Here is a 25,415-nt window from a genome sequence, read left to right on the forward strand (position 1 = left end):
ACCACTGGATAACCAGCGGCGATAGCGACCGTACTCACGCTTCGCCACGATTGCTAACTCGCCCCCGGACTCCGGTGGCGAATCTCGTCAGCTATGCGAGTCCGGCCTCGACCTCGTCTCGGACCCGTTCCGCCGCCGCACGCAGCGCCGAAACTGAGGGACCGTGACGAAGTACATCACGAGAAGTGTTGGGCAACAACAACTCTCGTGAATCATAGAATATCTCTGCGAGATCGGCCACAGTGGCACCCTGCGCGCCCAGCCCGGGCGCCAGGATCGGACCGGAAAACTCCGACAAATCCAATCCGTGCCCGCGTGTCGCACCCACGACCAGGCCCACCGTGTCACGGCCGTCACGGTTGTGCGCGACCGCGTCGTCCACCACCGACTGTGCCACAGACACCGCCTGGACTGGGGAAACCTCGCCGTCCGGGGCGCCGGAACCCGACGTTTCGGACAACCGGGCACCCTGCAGGCGCCCGCCCTCCGGATTGGAGGTGCGCGCCAGCACGAACACCCCCCGCCCCGTCTCCGACGCCAGCGTCAGGGCCGGGTCGAGCGACCCGAAGCCGAGGTAGGGCGACGCCGTGACGGCGTCCGAGGCCAACGGAGAGCCGTCGCCGAGCCAGGACTGCGCGTAGGCGGCCATGGTCGAGCCGATGTCGCCACGCTTCGCGTCAGCGACCACCAGCGTGCCCGCCGAGCGCACCACCGAGATGGTGCGCTCGAGTACGGCGTAGCCGGCGGAGCCGTAGGCCTCGAAGAACGCGACCTGAGGCTTCACCAGGGCCACCTCCCCGACGAAGGCCTCCACGCAGATCTCGGAGAACGCCTCGACGCCCTCCGCGGTCTCCGGCAGCCCCCACGCCTGCAACAGCGACGGGTGCGGGTCGATGCCCACGCACAGCCGGCCCCGGGCTCCGATCGCGGATCGGAGCCGGTGACCCCAACTGTGGCCGTGGCTCATGACCGCGCTGCCGGCTCGCGCAGCGTCGCGTGCAGGTCCTGCAGGGACTGCACCCCGATGTCGCCACGGATGGCGGCCTCGATGCCCTGCACCGCCGCGGAGGCGCCCTGGACGGTGGTGATGCACGGGATGGTCGCCGCCACCGCCGCGCTCCGGATCTCGTAGCCGTCCACACGGGGGCCCGAGTTGCCGTACGGGGTGTTGATCACCATGTCGATCTCGCCGGCCCGGATCTGGTCGACGATGGTCTGCGCGCCCTCCGGGTGGTCCTCACCCGACTGCTTGTAGACCTGCTCGCAGGCGATGCCGTTGCGGCGCAGCACGTCCGCGGTGCCCTCGGTGGCCAGGATGGTGAACCCGAGGTCCGCGAGCCGCTTCACCGGGAAGATCAGCGACCGCTTGTCCTTGTTGGCCACCGACACGAACACCGAACCCGACGTCGGCAGCGAGCCGTACGCCGCGGTCTGGCTCTTGGCGAACGCGGTGCCGAAGTCGGAGTCGATTCCCATGACCTCGCCCGTCGACTTCATCTCGGGGCTGAGCAGGGTGTCGACGCCGGTGCCGTCCGCCTTGCGGAAACGGTTGAACGGCAGCACCGCCTCCTTGACCGCGATCGGCGCGCCGGCCGGGGTGTTGCCCCCGTCGCCGGTCGCGGGCAGCACACCGCTCGCGCGCAGGTCCGCGATGGATTCCCCCAGCATGACGCGGGCACAGGCCTTGGCCAGCTGCACCGCGGTCGCCTTGGAGACGAACGGCACGGTCCGGCTGGCCCGCGGGTTCGCCTCGAGCACGTAGAGGATGTCGTCCTTGAGCGCGTACTGGACGTTGAGCAGGCCCTTGACGCCGATGCCCTTCGCCAGCGCCTCGGTGGACCGGCGCACGTTCTCCAGGTCCGCCCGGCCCAGGGTGATCGGCGGCAGCGCACAGGCCGAGTCGCCGGAGTGGATGCCGGCCTCCTCGATGTGCTCCATCACGCCGCCGAGGTACACCTCGGTGCCGTCGCACAGCGCGTCGACGTCGATCTCGACCGCGTCCTCCAGGAACCGGTCGACCAGCACCGGCCGGTCGTCGGAGATCTCGGTGGCACGAGAGATGTAGTCCTGCAACGACTTCTCGTCGTACACGATCTCCATGCCGCGACCGCCGAGCACGTAGGACGGGCGCACCAGCACCGGGTAGCCGATGCCGGCCGCGATCTCGCGGGCACCGTCGAAGGTGGTGGCGGTGCCGAACTTCGGCGCGGGCAGGCCGGCCTCGGTGAGCACCCGGCCGAACTCGCCGCGGTCCTCCGCCAGGTCGATGGCCTCGGGGCTGGTGCCCACGATCGGGACACCCGCCGCCTTGAGCCGCTTCGCCAGGCCCAGCGGCGTCTGGCCGCCGAGCTGGACAATGACGCCCGCGACCGTGCCGGAGATCGACTCCGCGCGGTACACCTCGAGCACGTCCTCGAACGTCAGCGGCTCGAAGTACAGCCGGTCCGCCGTGTCGTAGTCGGTGGAGACGGTCTCGGGGTTGCAGTTGACCATGACGGTCTCGTAGCCGGCCTCGGACAGCGTCAGCGCCGCGTGCACACAGGAGTAGTCGAACTCGATGCCCTGGCCGATGCGGTTCGGGCCGGACCCGAGGATCAGCACCTTGGGACGCTCGGTCTGCGGCGCCACCTCGGACTCGGCCTCGGGGTCGAGCTCGTACGTGGAGTAGTGGTACGGCGTCTTGGCCTCGAACTCGGCCGCGCAGGTGTCCACCGTCTTGTAGACCGGGTGCACCTTCAGCTCGTCACGCAGGGCGCGGACGCCGTCCTCGTCGCCGAGTTCGGGGCGCAGCGCGGCAATCTGCCGGTCGGACAGGCCGTGGTACTTCGCCTGACGCAGCAGCTGCTCGTCGAACGCCGCCGCCTCGCGGATCTCGTTGCCCAGCTCGTGGATCTGGAGCATCTGGTCGAGGAACCACGGATCGATCTTGGTGGCCTCGAAGAGCTGCTCGACGGTGGCGCCGAGGGCAAAGGCCTTCTCGATGCCGTACATCCGGCCGTCCTGCGGAACGCTCAGGTCGGCGAGCAGCGACTCCAGGTCGGTGGCCTCCACCTCGGGGCCGGTCCAGTAGCCCGCGCGCTTGGTCTCGAGCGAGCGCATCACCTTGCCGAAGGCCTCGGTGAAGTTGCGGCCGATGCTCATCGCCTCGCCCACGGACTTCATCGTGGTGGTGAGCGTGCCGTCGGCGCCGGGGAACTTCTCGAAGGCGAACCGCGGCGCCTTGACGACGACATAGTCGAGCGTCGGCTCGAAGCAGGCCGGCGTCTCCTTGGTGATGTCGTTGACGATCTCGTCGAGCGTGTAGCCGATCGCCAGCTTGGCGGCCATCTTCGCGATCGGGTAGCCGGTCGCCTTCGACGCCAGCGCCGACGAGCGCGAGACCCGCGGGTTCATCTCGATGACGACCAGGCGGCCGTCCGTCGGGTCCATCGCGAACTGGATGTTGCAGCCGCCGGTGTCGACGCCCACCTCACGCAGGATGTCGATGGAGAGGTCGCGCATCTTCTGGTACTCGCGGTCGGTCAGCGTCATTGCCGGGGCGACGGTGACCGAGTCGCCGGTGTGCACACCGACCGGGTCGACGTTCTCGATGGAGCAGACGATCACGACGTTGTCACGGCCGTCGCGCATCAGCTCGAGCTCGTACTCCTTCCAACCGAGGATGGACTCCTCGATCAGGACGTTCGCGGTCGGCGACGCGGCCAGACCGCCACCGGCGATCCGGTTCAGGTCCTCCTCGTTGTACGCCATGCCCGAGCCGAGGCCGCCCATGGTGAACGAGGGGCGCACGACGACCGGGTAGCCGAGTTCGGCGACCGTGGCGTGCACCTCGTCCATCGTGTAGCAGACGGCGGACTTCGCGGACTCGCCGCCGACCTTGGCGACGATGTCCTTGAACTTCTGCCGGTCCTCGCCGCGCTGGATGGCGTCGAAGTCGGCGCCGATCAGCTCGACGTCGTACTTCTCGAGGATGCCCTGTTCGTGCAGCGCGACCGCGGTGTTCAGCGCGGTCTGGCCGCCGAGGGTGGCGAGCACCGCGTCGATYGGGTGGCCCTTCGCCGCCTCGAGCGCGATGACCTTCTCGACGAACTCGGCGGTGATCGGCTCGACGTAGGTGGCGTCGGCGAACTCCGGGTCGGTCATGATGGTGGCCGGGTTGGAGTTGACCAGGCTCACGCGCAGGCCCTCCTCGCGCAGCACGCGGCAGGCCTGGGTGCCCGAGTAGTCGAACTCACAGGCCTGGCCGATCACGATAGGCCCGGAGCCGATCACCAGGATGTGCTTGAGATCTGTGCGGCGTGGCATTACTTGCTGCCTTTCTTGGTCGAGCGAGCCTCGAGCAAGCCGGTGAAACGGTCGAAGAGGTATGCGGCGTCGTGCGGGCCTGCGGCGGCCTCGGGGTGGTACTGGACGGAGAAGGCGGAGTCGTCGAGCAGTCGGACGCCCTCCACGGCCCCGTCGTTGGCGCAGGTGTGGCTGACCACGGCCCGGCCGAAGGGGGTGTCGAACTCCTGTCCGGCCTCACCCTCGAGGGCGAACCCGTGGTTCTGCGCGGTGATCGCGATGCGACCGGTGTGGTGCTCGATGACCGGGATGTTGATGCCCCGGTGACCGAACTTCATCTTGTAGGTCTCCATGCCGAGCGCGCGGCCGAGGATCTGGTTGCCGAAGCAGATGCCGAACAGCGGCAGGCCCTGGCCGAGCACCTCCTTGGTCAGGTGCACCGCGCCGTCCGCGGTGGCAGGGTCGCCCGGTCCGTTGGACAGGAACACCCCGTCGGCCTCGAGGTCGAGGATCTGCTCGAGCGTCGCGTTGGACGGCAGCACGTGTACCCGGATGCCGCGCTCGGCGAACATCCGCGGGGTGTTGGTCTTGATGCCGAGGTCGATCGCGGCGACCGTGAACCGGGCGTCACCGCCGGTGGGCTCGACGATGTAGCCGCTGGTGGTGCTGACCTCACCCGCGAGGTCCGCGCCGAGCATGGTCGGCTGCTGCCGGACCCGGTCCACCAGGATGTCGTCCGCCGCCAGGGCGTCGCCGGAGAAGACGCCGGCCTTCATGGAACCGCGGGTGCGCAGGTGCCGCACCAGGGCCCGGGTGTCGATGCCGGCGATGCCGACGATCCCCTGCTCCTCCAGCTTGGCCTGCAGCGAACCCGTCGCCCGCCAGCTCGAGGTGACGCGGGAGGGGTCCCGGACCACGTAGCCGGCCACCCAGATCTTGGCGCCGGCGGCGTCGCCAGTGGGGCCGACGGACTCGTCGTCCTCGTCGTTCCAGCCGGTGTTGCCGATCTGCGGCGCCGTGGACACCACGATCTGGCGGTGGTAGCTGGGATCGGTGAGGGTCTCCTGGTAACCGGTCATACCGGTGCTGAAGACCGCCTCGCCCAGGGTCTGCCCGACCGCACCGAAGGTGCTGCCGCGGAAGACCCTGCCGTCCTCGAGGACCAGGACCGCTGCCGAATTGCTCACGCGTTCTCTCCGTTCAACGCTCATGAGGCGTTCTCTTCGTTCACCCAGGCCGGGTACACACTCTTGTCGTCTCCACGGAAGCCGGTGTCGATCTCGGTCCCGGTGGGCAACTCCCACCGGATCACCAGCACTCCGTCCTTGCTCATGACCTTGCCCGCGAGCCCGCGCTCGGTTCGGATCGCGCGGATCGAGTCCTGCGGGATCCAGATCGCCGACGCGCCGTCGCGTTCGAGCAGCACACCCGCCTCGTAGCGGGACAGGTCTCCGGTCGCGCGGTAGCCGAGGTCGCCGACCGCGATCCGGTCCTGCCAGCTCGGCGCCAGCGTGCTGCCGACGTACAGTCCGCTGCTCGGTTCGATCAGCCGGGCGCCCAGTTCGGCGGGCGGCTCCGGCAGCACGCCGATCCGGTCCTGCTGGCGGCGGGCACGGCCCTTCCAACCCCAGTACATCAGCGCCACCATGACCACCCAGAACACCACGAATCCGAGGGTCAGCAGCAGCCGGTCCATGCTCATCGCTGTACCTGCCCGTCCCGGACGGTGACCCGGCCGCGCAGCAGCGTGGTGGTCACGCGGGCCGCGAAGGTCATCGCCTCGAACGGGGTGTTCGCGGCGATGGACGCCAGTTCCGGCCCCCGCACCGTCCACTCCCGCTGCGGGTCGACCAGCGTCAGGTTCGCCGGCTCGCCGACCGCGATCGGGCGGCCCTGGTCGGTCAGCCCGACGATCTCGGCGGGCCGCTCGCTCATCACCTTGGCTACGCCGCGCCAGTCCAGCAGGCCGGGCTCGACCATCGTCTGCGCGACGATCGCCAGCGCCGTCTCCAGGCCGAGCATGCCGGGCCGGGCCGCCGAGAACTCGCAGCACTTGTCCTGCTCGGCGTGCGGCGCGTGGTCGGTGGCGACGCAGTCGATGACGCCCTCGGCCAGGCCCTTGCGCAGCGCCTCGACGTCGCTGCGCTCACGCAGCGGCGGGTTCACCTTGTTCACCGCGTCGTACGTCTCGAGCCGCGAGTCGTCGAGCAGCAGGTGGTGCGGGGTGACCTCGGCGGTGATCGAGATGCCCTGCCCGCGCGCCCACTTCATCAGCTCGACGGTGCCGGCGGTCGACGCGTGGCAGATGTGCACGCGGGCGCCGGCGTCGCGGGCCARCAGCGCGTCACGGGCCACGATCGACTCCTCGGCGGCGCGCGGCCAGCCGGCCAGTCCGAGCCGGGCCGCGGTCGGGCCCTCGTGCGCGACGGCGCCGACGGTCAGGCGCGGCTCCTCCGCGTGCTGCGCGATGAGCACCCCGAGCGAGYTGGAGTACTCGAGCGCGCGACGCATGATCAGCGGGTCGTCCACGCAGTGGCCGTCGTCGGAGAACATCTTGACCTTGCCGATGCCCGCCGCCATGGTCGCCATCTCGGCGAGCTGCTTGCCCTCCAGCCCGACGGTCACGGCACCGACCGGGTGTACGTCGACCAGGCCGACCTCCTGCCCGCGTCGCCACACGTGGTCGGTGATGACCACGGAGTCCGCGACGGGGCTGGTGTTCGCCATCGCGAACACCGCGGTGTAGCCGCCGAGCGCGGCGGCGGCGGACCCGGACTCGATGGTCTCGGTGTCCTCGCGGCCGGGCTCGCGCAGGTGGGTGTGCAGGTCCACGAAGCCGGGCAGCAGCACCTGGCCGTCGGCCGCGACGACCTCCGCGCCCTCGGGCACGTCGAGTCCGGCGCCGATCGCGAGGATCTCGCCGTCGCCGATCAGCACGTCCTGCGGCTCGCCCTCGCCGTACAGGCGGGCGCCGCGGATCAGGACCCCGCCGCGGGCGAAGCCTCGGGAAGTGTTTCTGGCCTCACCGGTCACAGCGCTGCCCCCTCGGTACCGACCAACAACCCGAACAGGACCGCCATGCGAATGTGAACTCCGTTCGTGACCTGCTGCAGCACAGCAGTTTTCGGTGAATCCGCGACGGCGGAGGCGATCTCCATGCCGCGCAGCATCGGGCCGGGGTGCAGCACCACGGCATGCTCGGGGAGCATCGCGAGCCGCTTCTCCGAGAGCCCGTAGCTGATCGAGTACTCGCGCTGCGACGGGAAGAACCCGCCGTTCATCCGCTCGGCCTGCACGCGCAGCATCAGCACCGCGTCGGCGCCGGGCAGTTCCGCGTCGAGCGAGTGCGAGACCGTCACCGGCCAGGTGGAGACGCCGATCGGCAGCAGCGTCGGCGGCGCGACCAGCACCACCTCGGCGCCCAGCAGCGAGAGCAGGAAGGCGTTGCTGCGTGCGACGCGGCTGTGCAGGATGTCGCCGACGATCACGACGCGCTTGCCCTCGATCGAGCCGAGTCGCTGACGCAGGGTCAGCGCGTCGAGCAGCGCCTGGGTGGGGTGCTCGTGGGTGCCGTCGCCGGCGTTGATCACGGCCGGGCCGTCGTCCCCGTCCGCGGTCCACTCGGCGATCCGGTGCGCGGCACCGGAGGCGGGGTGGCGCACGATCAGCGCGTCCGCGCCGGCCGCCCGCAGCGTCATCGCGGTGTCCCGCAGCGACTCGCCCTTGGAGACCGAGGAACTCGAGGCGCTGACGTTGATCACGTCGGCGCTCATCCACTTGCCGGCCACCTCGAACGAGACCCGGGTGCGGGTGGAGTTCTCGAAGAAGACCGTCATGACGGTGCGACCCCGGAGCGTGGGCAGCTTGCGGACCTCGCGGCCGAGCAGCGCCTGCTCGAACCGTTCGGCCTCGTCGAGCAGCCCGGTGGCGGTCTCGACCGTGAGGTCCGAGACCGAGAGAAGATGCTTCACTTGCCCGCTCCCCCGTTCGCCCCGTCGCCCGGCGCCGCCTGGACGCCGCCGCTGAGCGTGACACTGTCGACGCCGTCGTGCTCCACGAGCTGCACCTTGACGTCCTCGGTGCGCGCGGTGGGCACGTTCTTGCCGACGTAGTCCGCCCGCAGCGGCAGTTCGCGGTGCCCGCGGTCCACCAGGACGGCGAGCTGCACGGCCTTGGGCCGGCCGAGGTCGCGCAACCCGTCGAGGGCCGCGCGCACGGTGCGTCCGGAGAACAGCACGTCGTCGACGAGCACCACCAGCGCGTTGTCGACGCCGCCGTCGGGCACGGAGGTGCGCTCGAGCGGACGGTGCGGCTTGGTCCGCAGGTCGTCGCGGTAGAGGGTGATGTCGAGCGAGCCGGTCGGCGGGCGGACCCCCGAGAACTCCTCGATCTTGTTCGCCAGCCTGGTCGCCAGGGTGGTGCCGCGCGTCGGGATGCCGATCAGGACCACGCGGGGCGGGTCGGTCTCGGCGTCGAGCGCGGTCTTCTCGATGATCTGGTGCGCGATACGGGCGATCGTGCGGCCCACGTCGGCGGGAGACAACAGCTCCCTGGTCGCCGGTGACTCGGCGGAGGACGGCTCTGGGGAGAGCAAACTGGACCTCCTTCTCCGCCTCTCGGGACGGGTCGTTAAAGGATGTCTGACGTCGTCGAGCGTATCAGCGCGCGACCGCCGGGACGGCAGCGGCGCCGGGTGTGCTCAGCCACACCGGCCGGCCGCCGGCGGAGACGACGAACGCCGCGGACCGATTCTCGATCGGTCCGCGGCGTTCGTGTCTGCACGGTCTTCCTCAGGCCTCGTCGCCGGAGGCCGAAACCGGGTCCGACTCCGGTTCGGCGGGCCGCGCCGACTGCGCGGTGGCGGCGGCGGCCGCCCGCACCTGCGGCGCGACGAGCACCACCTGTCCGAGCACGCCGTTGACGAACGCGGGCGAGTCGTCGGTGGAGAGCTCCTTCGCGAGCTCCACCGCCTCGTCCACCGCGACGACGGGCGGCACGTCCGTGGCGTGGAAGAGCTCCCACACCGCGATGCGCAGGATCGCCCGGTCCACCGCGGGCAACCGCTCCAGCGTCCAGTCCTGCAGGTGGTCTGCGATGACCCGGTCCAGGCGGTCCAGGTTCTCCGCCACCCCGGTCACCACGGTGACGGTGTACGGGCTGACCGGCGCGACGGTCTCGTCGCGGGTGGCCATCGTCGTCCGCTCGGAGGCCAGGGCCACCGGGTCGACGTCGCGGGCCTCGGCCTCGAAGAGGAAGTCGACGGCGCGCTTGCGGGCCTTGTGCCGGGCGCCGAACTTCTTGTGACTGCTGGACACGCTACGAATTCACGCGACCCAGGTAGTTGCCGTCACGCGAGTCGATCTTCAGCTTGTCGCCGGTGTTGACGAACAGCGGGACCTGCACCTCGGCGTCGGTCTCGAGGATCGCGGGCTTGGTGCCGCCGGTGGAGCGGTCGCCCTGCAGACCCGGGTCGGTGTGCTTGACGACCAGCTCGACGGTGACGGGCAGCTCGACGAACAGCGGCGCGTCCTCGTGCGTGGCGACCTGGACGCGCATGTTCTCGAGCAGGAAGCGGGCCTGGTCCCCGACCGTCGCCTCGCTGATCGAGATCTGGTCGTAGGTGTCGTCGTCCATGAAGACGTAGTCGCTACCGTCGTGGTACAGGTACGTCATGTCGCGGCGGTCGACGGTCGCCGTCTCGACCTTCACGCCGGCGTTGAAGGTCTTGTCGACGTTCTTGCCGGAGAGCACGTTCTTGAGCTTGGTGCGTACGAAGGCCGGGCCCTTGCCGGGCTTGACGTGCTGGAACTCGATGATCTGCCACAGCTGACCCTCGATCTTCAGCACGAGCCCGTTCTTGAAATCACTGGTATCTGCCACTTACTTCGCGTCTCCTTCAGACGATGACGAAATCCTTGCTGGTGAGTGTGAGGAGCTCCGGCTCCTGCTCGCGAACGACGAGCGTGTCCTCGATCCTGACGCCACCGCGCCCGGAGAAGTACACACCCGGCTCGACGGTCACCACAGCACCGCAAAGGAGTGTACCGGTGCCGAGCGCTCCGATCCCCGGTGCTTCGTGGATCTCCAGCCCCACCCCGTGCCCGAGACCGTGCAGGAACAGCTCCCCGTGACCCGCGTCGGCGATCACCGACCGCGCCGCGGCGTCGACGGCCGACACCTCGACGCCGGGCGCCAGGGCGGTGCAGCCCGCCGCCTGCGAACGCGCGACGAGGTCGTACGCCTCGCGCTGCCAGTCCGCCGCGACACCCAGCACATAGGTCCGCGTCATGTCGGAGTGGTAGCCGCCGACCTGCGCACCGAAGTCGAGCTTGACGAAGTCGCCGGTCGCGAGCACCGCGTCGGTGGGCCGGTGGTGCGGGATCGCCGAGTTCGCCCCGGCCGCGACGATGGTCTCGAACGAGATGCCGTCGGCGCCGTGCTCGAGCATCAGGAACTCCAGCTCCCGCCCGACCTCCCGCTCGGTGCGACCGGGCCGCAGCCCCCCGCGTTCGACCAGCACCGCCAGTGCCAGGTCCGCGACCGCGCAGGCCCGGCGCAGCAACCCGATCTCGTGCTCGTCCTTGACCATTCGCAGCTGTTCGATCGCGCCCGGGGTCCGGACGAACTCGAGGTCCGGCGCCGCCGACTGCCAGCCGGACAGGTTGTCGACCGTCACCACGTGGGACTCGAAACCGACCCGGGAGACCGGTGCGGCGGACAGCCCGCGCACCAACGCCGCGGCGCCGGCCCGGTCGATCAGCGAGGGCAGGTCCGGCACCTGGGCCGCCACCTGCGTCAGGTACCGGCCGTCGGTGCAGATCACGGTCCGGTCCTCGGAATCGGCGGTGTCCCGGGCGTCGACGACCAGCGCGGCGCTGGACCCGGTGAAGCCGGTCAGGTACCGGATGTTGAGCAGGTCGGTGACGAGCATCGCGTCGAGGCCGCGTTCGCGAATCTGCGCGCGCAACGCGGCCCGGCGGGACCCGTGATCGGCGGAGGACATGGCCCCAACCTACGGCAGCGGAACCCGTCGCGAGCGTCACCCGGAGCGGTCGCTGTGGGTTAGGACACAGACCTGTCGTGACGGTCGTTACGCTGTCGGCATGAACTCGTGGCTTCTTCGTGGACTCGGGATGGCGTTTGTGCACGTGGTGACACGTGTACTGCTCGGAATCGCCGTCACCGAATGGCCCCTGCACGGCACCTCACTGCGGTGGGTCAGCATCGTCGTGGTGATTCTCGCGGCGCTGATCTGGGGTGGCCTCGACGGCATCCGTGACGCGCGTGCGTACCCGGGTGAGGACGAGGGCGCCGACCTCACCATGATGTGGCTCAAGGCCGCCGTCCTCGCCGGCCTGCTCGCGGGCGCGGTCGTCTGGGTGGTGGGCATGGTCAGCGACATCGCCCTCGGCGAGAACTCGCTGTTCTTCGAACTGACCTCCGGCGCGGCCTTCACGGTGCTGCTCGTCTTCATCCCCGCGACCCTCGGCGGCGCCATCGGCCGCCTCATCGTCCGGCGCGACGCGAAGAAGTCCGTCGCCGCCCCGGTCGCGGTCGGCGCCGCGGGTGCGGCCGAGGCCGCGTACGACGACGACTACGTCGACGCGGGCTCCGAGACCGTCGCCTACGCCGAGGAGGGCTACGCCGAGTCCGACTGGACGTACGAGCACGGCGCCGGCGAGCAGGTCCCGAACGGCCAGTACCCCGACGCCCAGGACCCCAACGCACAGGGCGGGTACTACCAGCAGAACGCCTACCCCGAGGGCGGCTACAGCGACCCGTCCGCGGACACCGAGGTCTTCCGGGCCGTGCAGCCGCAGTCCGACGACACCGTCGTCTTCCCCGCGATCCAGGACCCGGGCAACGGGAACCAGGGCGGCGGGAACGGCGCACAGGGCACTCACCGAGCCGACTGACCGTACCGGCCCGCCCACGAGTGTGAGAACAGCTCGGCGAGGTAGCGCTACCGCTCGGCCGGAAGCCGCTAACGCTCCGCGAGGAACCTCAGCGCCAACGGATATCCGGCGACGCCGCACCCCACGATCACGCCGGTCGCGATCGCGCTCAGGTACGACTGGTGACGGAACTCCTCGCGGGCGTGCACGTTCGAGATGTGCACCTCGACCAGTCCGGCCTCCAGCTCCGCGCAGGCGTCCCGCAGGGCAATCGAGGTGTGGGTGAGCGCGCCGGCGTTGAGCACCACCGGCTCCCCCGCGTCCGCTGCCGCATGGATCCAGCCGAGCAGCTCGGCCTCGCTGTCGCTCTGCCGAACCTGCACCTCGACACCGAGTTCGGCCGCGGACCGCTCGCACAGCGCGACCAGGTCGGCGTAGGTGGTCGCGCCGTACACCTCGGGCTGGCGCTTGCCGAGCCGGCCGAGGTTGGGCCCGTTGATCACCTGGATCCTCACAGCAGCACCGTCCCCCTGCCCGCGGCGTCACCCTCACGGGCGACGGCGGAGTAGGCGGCGGCCAGCAGCGACGGGTCCGGGCCCTCGAGGCGGCCGGGCTTGGCCAGGCCGTCGAGCACCACGAAGCGGAGCATCCCGGCGCGGTTCTTCTTGTCCGTCTGCATGCCCTTGACCAGGTCCGCGAACGCGTCCGCGTCGTAGCCGGTGGGCAGGCCCACGGCGGTGAGCACGCTGCGGTGCCGGTCCGCGGTGGCGTCGTCGAGGCGACCCGCCAGGCGGCCCAGTTCGGCGGCGAACACCAGGCCCACCGACACGGCCGCGCCGTGCCGCCAGCGGTACTTCTCGCGGCGCTCGATGGCGTGGCCGAGGGTGTGGCCGTAGTTGAGGATCTCGCGCAGGTCGGACTCCCGCAGGTCGGCCGCCACCACCCGGGCCTTGACCTCGATCGAGCGTCGGATCAGTTCGGGCAGCACGGTTCCGGTGGGGTCGAGCGCGGCCTCGGGGTCGGCCTCGATCAGGTCGAGAATCACCGGGTCCGCGATGAAGCCGGTCTTGATGACCTCGGCCATGCCCGCGACGATCTCGTTGCGCGGCACGGTCTCGAGCGTCGCGAGGTCCACCAGCACGGCGGACGGCTCGTGGAAGGAGCCGACCAGGTTCTTGCCCGCGTCGGTGTTGATGCCGGTCTTGCCGCCGACGGCCGCGTCGACCATGGCCAGCAGGGTGGTCGGCACGTGCACGATCCGGACGCCGCGCATCCAGGTCGCGGCGACGAAGCCGGCGAGGTCGGTGGCGGCGCCGCCGCCGAGGCTGACGACGGCGTCACTGCGGGTCAGGCCGATGCGTCCGAGGACGTCCCAGCAGAACTCCGCGACCTTCAGGTCCTTGCCGTCCTCGGCGTCGGGGATCTCGACGCGGTGCGCGTCGATGCCCTTCGCGGCGAGCGCGGCGCGCACGGCCTCGGCGGTCTGCGCCAGCGGCGGCTGGTGGAAGATCGCCACCGTGCGGGTGCCGATCAACTCGTCGACGAGTTCACCGAGCAGTCCGCGCCCGATGATCACCGGGTAGGGGCTCGCCGTCTTGACCTCGACACGTACCGGTTCGGTCACTGTGCTGTTCTCCGCTTCTGTGCGCAGGGCCTGCTCGTTGTCTGTCACGTTCTCTACCCCAGCTTCGTGAGGATCTGCTGCACCACCCGCGCGGGGCTGCGGCTGTCGGTGCGCACCCGGATCGTCGACACCTCACGGTAGAGCGGGCGCCGGCGACGCATCAGGTCCCGGTACTTCTGGCGCGGGTCTCCCCCGTTGAGCAGGGGCCGGGAGTCGTTGGTGCCGGTGCGCTTGAGCCCCTCGGAGATGCTGATCTCCAGGTACACCACCGTATGCCCGACCAGTCGGGCGCGGGTGGCGGCGGACAGGATTGCGCCGCCGCCGAGCGAGACGATGCCGTCCTGCTCGAGCAGCGCCCGCCGGACCATGTCCTCCTCGAGCGCCCGGAACGCCGGTTCGCCGTCCTTCGCGAAGATGTCCGGGATGGTGCGTCCGGTCTCCTCCTCGATCGCGACGTCGGTGTCGAAGACGTCCACGTCGAGTGCCCGGGCCAGCCGGCGACCGATCGTGGACTTACCCGCTCCCGGCGGCCCGACCAGCACCGCGACGGGACTCATCGGGACTCACGACCGGCGGTCACCTCGCGAGACGCTCCTGCACTGCGGCCAGGTAGCCCTCGACGTTGCGGACGGTCTCGGTCAGCGAGTCGCCGCCGAACTTCTCGAGCGCGGCCTGCGCGACGACCAGCGCGACCATCGACTCCGCGACGACGCCGGCGGCGGGCACGGCGCACACGTCGCTGCGCTGGTGGATTGCCACAGCCTCCTCGCCGGTGGACATGTCCACCGTCGCCAGCGCGCGCGGCACCGTGGAGATCGGCTTCATCGCCGCCCGCACCCGCAGGGCCTCGCCGTTGGTCATGCCGCCCTCGAGCCCGCCGGCGCGGTTCGTCGAACGCAGCACCCCGTCGGGACCGGGACGCATCTCGTCGTGCGCGGCGCTGCCGCGGCGGCGGGAGGTCTCGAAGCCGTCGCCGACCTCGACGCCCTTGATCGCCTGGATGCCCATGAGCGCGGCGGCCAGGCGCGAGTCGAGCCGGTTCTCGCCGCTGACGAAGGAGCCGAGGCCGACGGGCAGTCCCTCGACGATCACCTCGACGACGCCGCCGAGGGTGTCGCCCTCGCGCTTGGCGGCCTCGATCTCGGCGATCATCGCCGCCTCGGCATCGCTGCCGAACGCCCGCACGGGGCTGGCGTCGATGGCGGCCAGGTCGGCGGCGACCGGCAGCGGCGCATCCGCGGACCGGGCCGCGGTGCCGATGGAGACGACGTGCGAGAAGACCTCGACGCCGAGGGCCTCGCGCAGGAACTGCCGCGCGACGGTGCCGGCGGCGACGCGGGCCGCGGTCTCGCGGGCGCTGGCGCGCTCGAGCACCGGGCGGGCGTCGTCGAAGCCGTACTTGAGCATGCCGGAGTAGTCGGCGTGGCCGGGACGYGGCCGGGTCAGCGGCGCGTTGCGCGCGAGGTCCTTGAGCAGCGCCTCGTCGACGGGGTCCGAGGACATCACGGTTTCCCACTTGGGCCACTCGGTGTTGCCGACCTCGATGGCGATCGGGCCGCCCATGGTCCGGCCGTGGCGGACGCCGCCGAGCACGGTGACCTTGTCGGCCTCGAAGGCCATCCGGGCGCCACGGCCGTAACCGAGACGGCGGCGGGCCAATTGGGCAGAAATCTCGTCCGAGGTGACCTCGACCCCGGCGACCATTCCGTCGAGGAGGGCGACCAGGGCGGGACCGTGGGATTCTCCGGCAGTTATCCAGCGCAGCACGGCGCCCATCTTTCCACGGCGGGCCTCCGCGAATGCACACCGGCTACCCGAGCGCCGTCACACCCAACGCCAAGAGCGTCGCCAGACACATCGACGGCCCGTGCGGCACGGCCCGTCCGCGGCGCCCTGATGCGAGCAGAACCACCCCGGCCGCCGCGGTGAGCGCGAACGCACCGAGCGCCGCCAGGACCCAGGCCTGCGCACCGGCCGCCCCCGTGACTGCGCCGAGCCCGAGCGCGAGCTTCACGTCGCCGCCGCCCATCCCCGTCGGTACGGCCAGGTGCGCGGCGAGGTAGAGCCCCGCCAACAGCGCCGCCCCGACCAGTGCGGCCCGCCCCTGCCCGGCGACCGTGGCCAAGACCAGCACGACGGCGGCGCCGGGCACGGTCAGCGCGTTCGGCAGCCGTCGGGACGCGATGTCCACGGCGCTCAGGCACGCACACCACACCAATAGACAACCCGCCGCGAACATCGGCCAGGACTCCGCGCGCACGGCCAGTACACCCGTCCCGGCGATCGTGACGAGGGCCGCCACCCCCGCCCCGCCCTGCCCCCACCCGGTGTCCATGCGTTTCACCGTGCCAGGCGCCACACCCAGGTCGGGGTCCTCGACCTGGGAATACTCCTGTCCTGTGGATTGATTCGGGACCTGTGGAGGAAAATTCTTCCCACCAGGGCGGCAGGCCCCACCCGGTCGGCGGAATCGAGGAACGGACATGACGAGCCCGCAGATGGATCCCACCAGCGCCGTGACCTGGGGCCCGTTCGTCCAGGCCGCCTACGACCAGTTCCGCCTGCACCCGCGCGACGACAATCCGGCGGCCGTCGCGAACCTGCCCGCGGGGTACACCCTGGTCCGCACCATCCAGATGACAGATGTCGTCGGTCCGCTGCAGGACCGGGTGTTCTACGGCTACGTCGCCGTCGGCGGCGACCCCCAGACCGTGGTCATCGCCCTGCGCGGCACCGCGTCACCCCTGGAGTGGTGGGCCGACCTGCACTGGGACCTGGTGCCGTTCACGCAGGTGTCGAACGGCGGGAGCGTCGCGGAGGGCTTCCACAACCTCTACGCCACCTTCGGCACCATGACGCCCGGGCAGTCCGCGCGCGCGGCGCCCGGCAGTTTCGCGTCCGCACTCGCGCGGGCGGCCGCCGACGGTCTCGGCGCCACGCTCGGCGCCGCATCACCCGTCGTCGTGTGTGGTCACAGCCTCGGCGGCGCGTTGGCGACCCTGCTTGTCGCAGATCTCGCCGCGAACACCGCGTTGCGCCCGCAGGCGTGGACGTTTGCCTCACCGAAGGCGGGAGATGCGACGTTTGCGGCGCGGTACGGCGGGCTCAGCGGCGTGTCGTGGCGGATCTACAACCAGGTCGACGTGGTGCCGTACTTCCCCCTCGACCCCGACGACAACTACCAGCACGTGACCGCCGGATACGCGATCAACTCACTCGGGTCGGCGCGCTGGAACGTGGGCTGCGCCCACGCCCTCAACACCTACCTCAGCGTGCTCTCGGCGGGCGCCGTCCAGCTCGATCCCGGCTGCCGCTGACGGTCAGCGCGCGACGACGGCCGCCATCGCCTCGCGGGGAGCGGGCCGGCCGGTGAACTGCTCGACCTGACCGAACGCCTGGTTGAGCAGCATCCGCAGGCCGTCGACGACGATGCCGCCGGCCGCCTCGACGGCGGCGGCGAGCGGGGTCGGCCACGGGTCGTAGATCGCGTCGAGCAGGACCGGCACACTGGCGACCGCCGAGGCGAGGTCCGCGCCGGCGGCGGCCGGGATGGTGCTGACCACCACGGCGGCCCCCGCGCAGGTCCGGGTCAGCGCATCGAGTTCGAAGTCCTGGTGCCGCACGGTCAGGCCCATTGCACGCCCGCAGTCGAGGGTCTCGGCGGCCCGCTCGGCCGACCGCGCCACCACCACGGCCTCGGTCGCGCCGAGGTCGGCGAAAGCCCGCAGGCTCGGCCGGGCGGTACCGCCGGCCCCGAGGACCACCGCGGTGCGCCCGGTCAGGTCGGTCACCCCGACCTCGGCCAGGGCCCCGGTGACGCCGTCGACGTCGGTGCAGTCCGCCCGCCAGCCGCCGGCCGTCCGGACCAGGGTGTTCGCGGAGCCGATCTGCACGGCCCGCTCGGTGCGCTCGGTGGCGAACTCGAGGGCCGCGAGCTTGCCCGGCATGGTCACCGACAGCCCCACCCACTCGGGGCCGAGTACGTCCACCAGGCCCGGCAATTGCTCGCCGGTGCACTCGATCCGGTCGTAGGTCCAGTCGGTCAGGCCGAGCGCCCGGTACGCGGCCAGGTGCAGCTGCGGGGACCGTGAGTGGGTGATCGGGCTGCCCAGTACCGCGGCCCGACGCGGCCCGGTCTGGTTCCCCACCTCGGATGTCGAATCAGCGGCCACTGTCGAGAATCCCACTGCCCTGGGCCTTCACGATGTTCGCCAGGTGCTCGTCGTAGCCCTTGGTGAACAGCGTGGTGCCCCGCTTGTCGATGGTCACGAAGTACAGCCAGTCCCCCGCGGGCGCGGTCTCGACGGCCTGCACCGCGGCGATGCTCGGCGAGGAGATCGGCGTGGCGGGCAGCCCGTCCTTGGCGTACGTGTTCCACGGGGTGACCCGCGCGCGGTCGGCGTCGGTGGTCGCGACCTCGGTCGTGTCGAGGGCGTAGTTGACCGTGGAGTCGAACTCGAGTTTCTGCGGCTCCGCGAGCCGGTTGATGATCACCCGGGCCACCTTGCCGAAGTCCTCGGGCAGCGACTCACGCTCGACGAGCGATGCGGCGATGAGGACCTGGTACGGCTGCAGCCCGACCGCGGCACCGGCCGTCCTGATGCCGGTGGACTCGTACTTCTCGGCGCTCCCGCTGACCAGGGTCTGCAGGATCTCGGTCGCGCTGCCGGTGGGGTCGAAGTCCCAGCTGCCGGCGGCGATCAGGCCCTCGAGCTGCCGGTTACGGTCCGGCACGTCGCGGACCTGCGACGCCGCCCAGTCCGGCACGCCGAGCGCGGTGAGGTCGGAGTCGGCGCCCGCGGCCTCGAGCTCCGCGGCGCTGATGCACTTCGGCGCGGCGCCGCCGGGCAGGCAGCTGGCCTTCGAGATCAGGGTGTAGATCCCGTTCTTGGTGGCTCCGGTGGTGACGTCCCGGGTGTCGTGCAGCTGACGGCCCTCGGAGATCACCAGAGCGCCGACCCGCGACTCCGGGTTCACCAGGGCGGTGACGGCGGCGGTGGCCGGCAGTCGGGACTCGACGGAGTAAAAGCCGGGCTGGAGCGAGGTCATCGATCCATGCTGGACCGCGGCGTTGTAGAACGCGTCGCTGCTCTTGACCACGTCCTTGGCCAGCATCTCGGCGCCGATCTGCTGCGCGGTGTCGCCGGGGTGCACCTGCACGACCACCTCGGGACCGGCCTCGCCGACAGCGTAGTCGGCCGGCAGGCCCGGGCCGCCGAAGAGCTTCTTGACGCCGAAATAGCCTATGCCGCATATCATCACGACGGCGACCAGCGACGCCAGCATCACGACTGCCCGGCCCTTGCCGCGCCGTCGGCGGTTGGCTGCCTCGCGCGCGCGGCGCGCCTCCGCGCGGCTGTTGTACACCTGGGGCTCGCCCGACCGGGTGTCGGTCACTGACCATCCTCCGTCTGTGAGTGCAGGTCCTGCGCGGCACGCAGAGCCCTGCTCCGCTGGTCCAACCATCCCTGCAGGATCGCGACGGCCGCCGCCTGGTCGATCACCGACCGTTGGCCCTTGGCCTTGACCCCGCTCTCCCGCAGTGCCCGTGACGCGGTGACCGTCGTGAAACGCTCGTCGGTCATCCGCACGGGCACCGGCGCGAGCCGATCCCGGAGCTGAGCGGCGAATGTCGAAGCCAGCCCCGCAGCACTGCCGCGCTCCCCCCGGAGGGTCTGCGGCAGACCGACAATAACCTCGACCGCCTCGTATTCCTCGACTATCGCCGCGAGTCGCTCGATGTCGGACCTGTCGGCCTTGGACTTCGCCCGCGGCACGGTCTCCACCGGCGTGGCGAGAATGCCGTCGGGATCACTGGACGCGACGCCGATCCGGACGCTGCCGACATCGACGGCGATGCGGCGGCCGCGCCCGGGGTCGTCGACCCCGGGCTGATCGGCCGCGGCCGGGTCCTCCCGACTCAACCCGCGAGCTCGGCGACGCGGGCGCGCACTGCCGAGAGCGCGGCGGGGATGCCCGACGCGTCGCTGCCCGAACCCTGAGCCATCTCGGGCTTGCCGCCGCCGCGGCCGCCGATGCTCGGTCCGAACGCGGCCACCAGGTCTCCGGCCTTGACGCCGAGGTCCTGCGCGGCCTTGTTGGCGCTCACCACGAACGGCACCTTGCCGTCGGCGGAACCGATCAGGACCACCACGGCGGGCTCGGTCCCGAACCGGCCGCGGACGTCGGTGGCGAGGGTGCGCAGGTCGTTGCCCGCGACGCCCTCCGGCGCCGCCTCGGCGACCAGCAGCAGCCCGCCGATCCGTTCGGCCCGCTCGACGAACGCGCCGGCGCCGGCCAGCACCGCGGCCGCCTTGGTCTGCTCGAGTTCCTTCTCGGCGACCTTGAGCCGCTCCACCAGCTGCTCGACGCGGCCGGGGACCTCGTCGGAGGGCACCTTCAGCGCGGTCGCGACGCCCGCGAGCAACGCCCGCTCCTTGGCCAGGTACTTGTACGAGTCCAGCCCCACGAACGCCTCGACGCGGCGGATGCCGGAGCCGACGGACGACTCGCCGAGCAGGGTGACCGGCCCGATCTGCGAGGAGTGCGCGACGTGGGTGCCGCCGCACAGCTCCATCGAGAACGGTCCGCCGATCTCCACGACCCGCACCTCGTCGCCGTAGTTCTCGCCGAAGAGCGCCATCGCGCCCATCTGCTTGGCCTTGGTCAGGTCGGTGACGAAGGTGTTGACCGGGTGGTTCGCGGCGACGGCCTCGTTGGTGACGGCCTCGATGTCCTGCTTCTGCGCCTCCGAGAGCTGACCCTGCCAGGAGAAGTCGAAGCGCAGGTAGCCCGGCTTGTTCAGCGAGCCGGCCTGAACGGCGTTGGGGCCCAGCACCTGTCGCAGCGCCGCGTGCACCATGTGGGTACCCGAGTGGCCCTGGGTGGCGCCGGCGCGCCAGTTGGCGTCGACCTGCGCGAGGACGGCGTCGCCCTCGGTGAGCTGGCCCTCCTCGACGGTGACCTTGTGCACCCACAGCTTCTTGGCGATCTTCTGCACGTCGCGCACCCGGACCTTGAGGCCCGGCGCCGTGATGACGCCGATGTCCGCGATCTGGCCGCCGGACTCCGCGTACAACGGGCTGCGGTCGAGGATGACCTCGACCTCCTGGCCGACGGTGGCCACCGGCACCCGGACGCCGCCCGAGATCAGCGCGAGGACGGACGCCTCGGTGGTGAGCTCGGCGAAGCCGGTGAACTCGGTCTCGCCGCGGTCGACGAACTCCTTGTAGACGGTGAGGTCGGCGTGCGCGTGCTTGCGGGCCTGCGCGTCGTCCTTGGCGCGCTGACGCTGCTCGGCCATCAGCGACCGGAAGCCGTCCTCGTCGACGGACAGGCCGGCCTCCGCCGCCATCTCCAGGGTCAGGTCGATCGGGAAGCCGTAGGTGTCGTGCAGGGCGAACGCCTCGCCGCCGGCGAGGACCTTCTGGCCGGCGTTCCTGACCTCGTCCGCGGCGGTCTCGAACCGCTTCTCGCCGGAGACCAGGGTGCGACGGAACGCCGCCTCCTCGCCGACGGCGACGTTGAGGATCCGCTCGAAGTCGGTGTCGAGCACCGGGTACGACGGCGCCATGGTGTCGCGGACGACGGTGATGAACTCGCGCATGCTGGGCTGCTCGGCGCCGAGCAGCTTGGCCGAGCGCACGATCCGGCGCAGCAGCCGGCGCAACACGTAGCCGCGGCCGTCGTTGCCGGGATTGACGCCGTCGGCGATCAGCATCGCGGCGGTGCGAGCGTGGTCGGCGATGACGCGGAAGCGGACGTCGTCCTCGTGGCTGCCCGCTGCGTACGGGCGACCGGTGAGCTCCTCGGCCTTGGCGATGACCGGTCGCACCAGGTCGGTCTCGTACACGTTGTCGACGCCCTGGAGGACCAGCGCGACCCGCTCGACACCCATGCCGGTGTCGATGTTCTTCTTCGGGAGCACGCCGACCGGCGCGTGACCGAGCTTCGGACTGAGCTCACCGCGAACGTCCTGCATGAACACGAGGTTCCAGATCTCGAGGTAGCGGTCCTCGTCCACGACGGGACCGCCCTCCTTGCCGAACTCGGGGCCGCGGTCGTAGTAGATCTCCGAGCACGGGCCGCCCGGACCGGGCACGCCCATGTCCCAGTAGTTGTCCTTGCCGTCGCGGAACTGGATCCGCTCCTCCGGGATCCCGGCGACGCGACGCCAGATCTCCGCGGCCTCGGGATCCTTCTCGTAGGCGGTCACCCAGATGCGCTCGGGGTCGATTCCGTACCCGCCCTGGTCCAGCGGCTTGGTGATCAGCTCCCAGGCGAGCGTGATGGCGCCCTCCTTGAAGTAGTCGCCGAACGAGAAGTTGCCCGCCATCTGGAAGAAGGTGTTGTGCCGAGTGGTGACGCCGACCTCCTCGATGTCACCGGTGCGCACACACTTCTGCACGCTCGTCGCCCGCTGGTACGGCGGGGCCTGCTGGCCGAGGAAGAACGGCTTGAACTGCACCATGCCGGCATTGACGAAGAGCAGGTTCGGGTCGTCGAAGATCAGGGAGGCGCTGGCCACCTCGGTGTGACCCGCCTTGACGAAGTGGTCGAGGAATCGCCTGCGGATCTCGTGGGTCTGCACGTCATGGTCCTTACAGATGGGACGGTGTGGGCTGCCGATGTGTCCGCTCCGGACGCGCACGGGTATGCGCGCACGCCAGTATTGCGACACCTCGGCCAACCGCCAGCCTATCGCGCGGACCCGGACACTCCGTCGCCGCCGCGGCCGGTGTCGAGTCCGCGCCCGTACCGCGACGGTGGAACACCCACCGCCGCGGTGAAATCCCGGGTGAGATGGGACTGGTCGTACCAGCCCAGGGTGAGCGCCAGCTCGGCCAGGTCGAGGCCCGGGTCCTCCTGCAGAGCGGTCATCGCGTCGAGCAGGCGGTAGCGGCGGATCAGCCAGGCCGCGGAGATGCCGACATACCGGCGCAGCAGGCGCTGCATCGTCCGATCGCTCATGGCGTGTCGCCGAGCCAACTCGGCGGACCGGACCACTCCGCGGTCGGCGGCGACGTCCTCAACGAGGGCGCGGACCCGGACGTAGTCAGGGTCCACCTCCGACGGCAACCGGGCCACGAGATGACGTTCCGCGACCGCGCACCGGCCCTCGTCGTCCTCGCAGGCGAACACCTCGTCCCGCAGACCCTCGGCGCCGCGGACGACAGTCGGCAGCGAGGCCACCGAGTCCGTGAACCGGCTCGCGTCCAGGCCGGTGAGTGCGGTGAACCCACCGGGACGGAACTTCACCCCCAGCACGCGCCCTCGCCCGGCCAGTTCGATGTCGAAACGCGTGGTGATCACGCCGTGCACCAGCACCGACGGCAACGGGTGCCCGTGCCTGACCGGCTCCTCCCCCTCCTCGAACGACAGGTGCACGGCCGGATGCGAGAGCACCGACGACTGCTCCCGCCGCGGGGTGTCCAGGGCCCATCGCACCGACCAGTAGTGCTCGACGTACGGGTCGAGGCGCGGGTCGCACGGGTAGCGGCCGAGCTGGTAGACGGACCCCACCTGGGACGGCCGGAGAATCCCCCGGCTTCCTGTCGCATCTGTCAAAGACGCCATCGGCCGAGTGTAGGCAGGCTGGGACCGTGAACACGATCCCCACGCCCGTCCCCGACGGCTACACCACCCTCACCCCGTTCCTGGTAGTCGACGGCGCCGCCGCCGCGATCGACTTCTACGTCGACGTCTTCGGCGCCCGCCTGATCTCGCGCAACGACCTGCCGGACGGCCGGATTGCGCACGCCGAGTTCGACTTCGGCACCGGCCGGCTGCAGCTGTCGGACCCGATGCCGGAATCGGGCCTGGTCGCGCCCGACCCGACCGCGCCGGTCAACCACTCGTACGTCCTCTACTGCGCCGACGTGGACCGGGTCTGGCGCACGGCGGTCGACGCCGGCGCGACGGCGTTCGAGGAGCCGTCCACCTTCGTCACCGGCGACCGCTTCGGCGCGGTGCTGGACCCGTTCGGCCATCGCTGGGCGATCATGACCCGGGTCGAGGAGGTCTCCGAGGAGGAGGCGCGCCGCCGCGTCGACGCGTGGCTGGCCGACGAGGCCGCGTCCGTCAACTCCCCCGGATGATCCGACGCAGCTTCGGAACCCGTTGCGCCAGCTCACGTTCGGCGCCGTGGCCGGTGGGTTCGTAGTAGTCGACGCCGACCAGCTCGTCCGGCGGGTACTGCTGGCCGAGGACCCCGTCCGGGTGGTTGTGCGGGTACCGGTAGCCGACGGCGTTGCCGAGCTTCTCCGCCCCGGCGTAGTGGCCGTCGCGAAGGTGCGGGGGCACCAGCCCGTCGCGGCCCTGGTTGACGTCGGCCATCGCCGCACCGAGCGCCGCGATGACGGCACCGGACTTCGGCGCGGTGGCCAGGTGGATGGTGGCCTGCGCCAACGCCAACCGGGCCTCCGGCATGCCGATCAGCTGCACGGCCTGCGCGGCGGCGGTCGCGGTCTGCAGGGCGGTCGGGTCCGCCATCCCGATGTCCTCGCTGGCGTGCACCACCAGCCGGCGGGCGATGAAGCGCGGGTCCTCCCCCGCGACGATCATCCGGGCCAGGTAGTGCAGCGCGGCGTCCACGTCGGAGCCGCGGATGGACTTGATGAACGCGCTGATCACGTCGTAGTGCTGGTCGCCGTCGCGGTCGTAGCGGACGGCGGCCTTGTCGACACTGGACTCGACGGTCTCGAGATCGAGCAACACGGGACGCACCGCGGTGCGGTCCAGCGCGGCGCCCGCCGCGGCTTCGAGCGCCGTCAACGCCCGTCGAGCGTCGCCGGCGGCGAGGCGGACGAGATGTTCGAGTGCGTCGTCGGCAATCTCGACGGATCCGCCCAGTCCCCGCTCGTCGGTGCGGGCGCGCTCGATCACGACTCGGATGTCGTCGGACGTCAGCGACTGCAACTGCAGCACGAGCGAACGCGACAACAGCGGCGAGACCACCGAGAAGGACGGGTTCTCGGTGGTCGCCCCGACCAGCAGCACGATGCGGTTCTCCACCGCAGCGAGGAGCGCGTCCTGCTGCGTCTTGGAAAACCGGTGGACCTCGTCGATGAACAGGACAGTCTGCTCGCCGTGGAGCAGCCGCCGTCGGGCCAGTTCGATGACGCCGCGCACTTCCTTGACACCGGCCGACAGCGCCGACAGCGCCTCGAACCTGCGCCCGGTGGCGCCCGAGATGAGCGACGCCAGCGTGGTCTTGCCGGTCCCGGGCGGACCGTACAGCAGCACCGACGACGCGCCGGACCCCTCGACGAGGCGACGCAGCGGGGCCCCCGGCGCCAGCAGGTGCTGCTGACCGACCACCTCCGCCAGCGTCGCCGGCCGCATCCGCACCGCGAGTGGCGCGCCCGGATTCGGCGTCGACGTTCGCGCGGGGACCGACCTGAACGGTTCGGGTGCCGACTCGGTGGCCGGAGCCTCGAACAGGCCCGTCCCGTCGCCGCCCGCGTCTGTGTCGCCGAAGAAGTCAGTCACACCCCGACGCTACTAGCCGACCCCGACGTCAACCCCCCGCCGCCGGTGCGGAGTGAGCTGGGCGACTCGGGGGTGGGAGGGCGAACATCGGGTGAACACCGCGCACATGCCCCGTTTTGAAC

The 25,415-nt window shown here is 70.9% G+C and carries 24 protein-coding genes; 3 read left to right on the forward strand and 21 right to left on the reverse strand.

The window, feature by feature from the left end:
• Window positions 1-91 precede the first annotated feature (91 nt).
• From pyrF to AC1DU4_RS09905, 10 genes are all read right to left on the reverse strand, one after another.
• Window positions 92-967 (reverse strand): orotidine-5'-phosphate decarboxylase, encoded by an 876-nt coding sequence (gene pyrF / locus AC1DU4_RS09860; RefSeq protein ID WP_477839359.1) that lies wholly within the window; start codon window positions 965-967, stop codon window positions 92-94.
• Window positions 964-4,305, reverse strand: coding sequence for a carbamoyl-phosphate synthase large subunit (carB, locus tag AC1DU4_RS09865; RefSeq protein ID WP_477839361.1), 3,342 nt, complete (start codon window positions 4,303-4,305; stop codon window positions 964-966). Before carB ends, pyrF begins: the two co-directional genes overlap by 4 nt.
• Window positions 4,305-5,471: a glutamine-hydrolyzing carbamoyl-phosphate synthase small subunit gene (carA, locus tag AC1DU4_RS09870; RefSeq protein ID WP_371851191.1), complete on the reverse strand. Its 1,167-nt coding sequence runs from the start codon at window positions 5,469-5,471 to the stop codon at window positions 4,305-4,307. Before carA ends, carB begins: the two co-directional genes overlap by 1 nt.
• Window positions 5,472-5,491: 20 nt before the next feature.
• A complete protein-coding gene (locus AC1DU4_RS09875; RefSeq protein ID WP_477839429.1) occupies window positions 5,492-5,980 on the reverse strand; it encodes a PH-like domain-containing protein in 489 nt (162 codons plus the stop codon).
• Between the two features lie 2 nt (window positions 5,981-5,982).
• Window positions 5,983-7,317, reverse strand: coding sequence for a dihydroorotase (locus AC1DU4_RS09880; RefSeq protein WP_477839364.1), 1,335 nt, complete (start codon window positions 7,315-7,317; stop codon window positions 5,983-5,985).
• Window positions 7,314-8,255: an aspartate carbamoyltransferase catalytic subunit gene (locus AC1DU4_RS09885; protein WP_477839366.1), complete on the reverse strand. Its 942-nt coding sequence runs from the start codon at window positions 8,253-8,255 to the stop codon at window positions 7,314-7,316. Before AC1DU4_RS09885 ends, AC1DU4_RS09880 begins: the two co-directional genes overlap by 4 nt.
• Window positions 8,252-8,878 carry a bifunctional pyr operon transcriptional regulator/uracil phosphoribosyltransferase PyrR gene (gene pyrR, locus AC1DU4_RS09890; RefSeq protein ID WP_072846872.1) on the reverse strand — a complete coding sequence of 209 codons (627 nt, stop codon included), beginning with the start codon at window positions 8,876-8,878 and terminating at the stop codon, window positions 8,252-8,254. The genes AC1DU4_RS09885 and pyrR overlap by 4 nt, the downstream gene beginning before the upstream one ends.
• Window positions 8,879-9,074: 196 nt before the next feature.
• Window positions 9,075-9,599, reverse strand: a complete 525-nt coding sequence (gene nusB, locus AC1DU4_RS09895; RefSeq protein ID WP_072846871.1) for a transcription antitermination factor NusB — start codon at window positions 9,597-9,599, stop codon at window positions 9,075-9,077.
• 1 nt (window position 9,600) lies between these two features.
• A complete protein-coding gene (gene efp / locus AC1DU4_RS09900; RefSeq protein ID WP_477839369.1) occupies window positions 9,601-10,164 on the reverse strand; it encodes an elongation factor P in 564 nt (187 codons plus the stop codon).
• Between the two features lie 16 nt (window positions 10,165-10,180).
• The gene (locus AC1DU4_RS09905) at window positions 10,181-11,287 is read right to left on the reverse strand and encodes a M24 family metallopeptidase (protein WP_477839371.1); all 1,107 of its coding nucleotides are present in this window, start codon (window positions 11,285-11,287) and stop codon (window positions 10,181-10,183) included.
• A gap of 100 nt (window positions 11,288-11,387) precedes the next feature.
• Between AC1DU4_RS09905 and AC1DU4_RS09910 the strand changes: the two genes are divergently transcribed.
• Window positions 11,388-12,200, forward strand: a complete 813-nt coding sequence (locus AC1DU4_RS09910) for a B-4DMT family transporter (protein WP_477839373.1) — start codon at window positions 11,388-11,390, stop codon at window positions 12,198-12,200.
• Window positions 12,201-12,268: 68 nt separating this feature from the next.
• On the opposite strand, the gene aroQ is transcribed toward AC1DU4_RS09910, so the two are convergent.
• The 5 genes from aroQ to AC1DU4_RS09935 are packed head-to-tail and all read right to left on the reverse strand — an operon-like array spanning window position 12,269 to window position 16,042.
• The gene (aroQ, locus tag AC1DU4_RS09915; protein WP_477839374.1) at window positions 12,269-12,694 is read right to left on the reverse strand and encodes a type II 3-dehydroquinate dehydratase; all 426 of its coding nucleotides are present in this window, start codon (window positions 12,692-12,694) and stop codon (window positions 12,269-12,271) included.
• A complete protein-coding gene (gene aroB / locus AC1DU4_RS09920) occupies window positions 12,691-13,803 on the reverse strand; it encodes a 3-dehydroquinate synthase (RefSeq protein WP_072843829.1) in 1,113 nt (370 codons plus the stop codon). Before aroB ends, aroQ begins: the two co-directional genes overlap by 4 nt.
• Window positions 13,804-13,856: 53 nt before the next feature.
• Window positions 13,857-14,360, reverse strand: a complete 504-nt coding sequence (locus AC1DU4_RS09925) for a shikimate kinase (RefSeq protein WP_072843830.1) — start codon at window positions 14,358-14,360, stop codon at window positions 13,857-13,859.
• Between the two features lie 19 nt (window positions 14,361-14,379).
• Complete coding sequence (aroC, locus tag AC1DU4_RS09930; protein WP_174556678.1) at window positions 14,380-15,579, reverse strand: chorismate synthase; 1,200 nt, start codon at window positions 15,577-15,579, stop codon at window positions 14,380-14,382.
• A 34-nt stretch (window positions 15,580-15,613) separates the two neighbouring features.
• Window positions 15,614-16,042, reverse strand: a complete 429-nt coding sequence (locus AC1DU4_RS09935; RefSeq protein ID WP_477839431.1) for a prepilin peptidase — start codon at window positions 16,040-16,042, stop codon at window positions 15,614-15,616.
• Between the two features lie 244 nt (window positions 16,043-16,286).
• On the opposite strand from AC1DU4_RS09935, the gene AC1DU4_RS09940 reads away from it, so the two are divergent.
• The gene (locus AC1DU4_RS09940) at window positions 16,287-17,120 is read left to right on the forward strand and encodes a lipase family protein (protein ID WP_477839376.1); all 834 of its coding nucleotides are present in this window, start codon (window positions 16,287-16,289) and stop codon (window positions 17,118-17,120) included.
• Window positions 17,121-17,123: 3 nt separating this feature from the next.
• Here the strand turns inward: AC1DU4_RS09940 and AC1DU4_RS09945 are convergent, their stop codons facing one another.
• The 5 genes from AC1DU4_RS09945 to AC1DU4_RS09965 form a co-directional block, all read right to left on the reverse strand.
• Window positions 17,124-17,951 carry a shikimate dehydrogenase gene (locus tag AC1DU4_RS09945; protein WP_477839378.1) on the reverse strand — a complete coding sequence of 276 codons (828 nt, stop codon included), beginning with the start codon at window positions 17,949-17,951 and terminating at the stop codon, window positions 17,124-17,126.
• Window positions 17,952-17,964: 13 nt separating this feature from the next.
• A complete protein-coding gene (locus tag AC1DU4_RS09950) occupies window positions 17,965-19,200 on the reverse strand; it encodes an endolytic transglycosylase MltG (RefSeq protein WP_477839380.1) in 1,236 nt (411 codons plus the stop codon).
• Window positions 19,197-19,727: a Holliday junction resolvase RuvX gene (gene ruvX, locus AC1DU4_RS09955; protein ID WP_477839382.1), complete on the reverse strand. Its 531-nt coding sequence runs from the start codon at window positions 19,725-19,727 to the stop codon at window positions 19,197-19,199. The genes AC1DU4_RS09950 and ruvX overlap by 4 nt, the downstream gene beginning before the upstream one ends.
• Window positions 19,724-22,393 (reverse strand): alanine--tRNA ligase, encoded by a 2,670-nt coding sequence (alaS, locus tag AC1DU4_RS09960; RefSeq protein WP_477839384.1) that lies wholly within the window; start codon window positions 22,391-22,393, stop codon window positions 19,724-19,726. The genes ruvX and alaS overlap by 4 nt, the downstream gene beginning before the upstream one ends.
• Window positions 22,394-22,500: 107 nt before the next feature.
• Window positions 22,501-23,379: an AraC family transcriptional regulator gene (locus tag AC1DU4_RS09965; RefSeq protein ID WP_477839386.1), complete on the reverse strand. Its 879-nt coding sequence runs from the start codon at window positions 23,377-23,379 to the stop codon at window positions 22,501-22,503.
• Window positions 23,380-23,405: 26 nt separating this feature from the next.
• Between AC1DU4_RS09965 and AC1DU4_RS09970 the strand changes: the two genes are divergently transcribed.
• Window positions 23,406-23,900: a VOC family protein gene (locus AC1DU4_RS09970; protein ID WP_477839388.1), complete on the forward strand. Its 495-nt coding sequence runs from the start codon at window positions 23,406-23,408 to the stop codon at window positions 23,898-23,900.
• Here the strand turns inward: AC1DU4_RS09970 and AC1DU4_RS09975 are convergent.
• Window positions 23,884-25,293 carry a replication-associated recombination protein A gene (locus tag AC1DU4_RS09975; RefSeq protein ID WP_477839390.1) on the reverse strand — a complete coding sequence of 470 codons (1,410 nt, stop codon included), beginning with the start codon at window positions 25,291-25,293 and terminating at the stop codon, window positions 23,884-23,886. The genes AC1DU4_RS09970 and AC1DU4_RS09975 overlap by 17 nt on opposite strands.
• Window positions 25,294-25,415: the final 122 nt, after the last annotated feature.

The organism is Rhodococcus sp. P4_F5 (genome assembly GCF_056401315.1).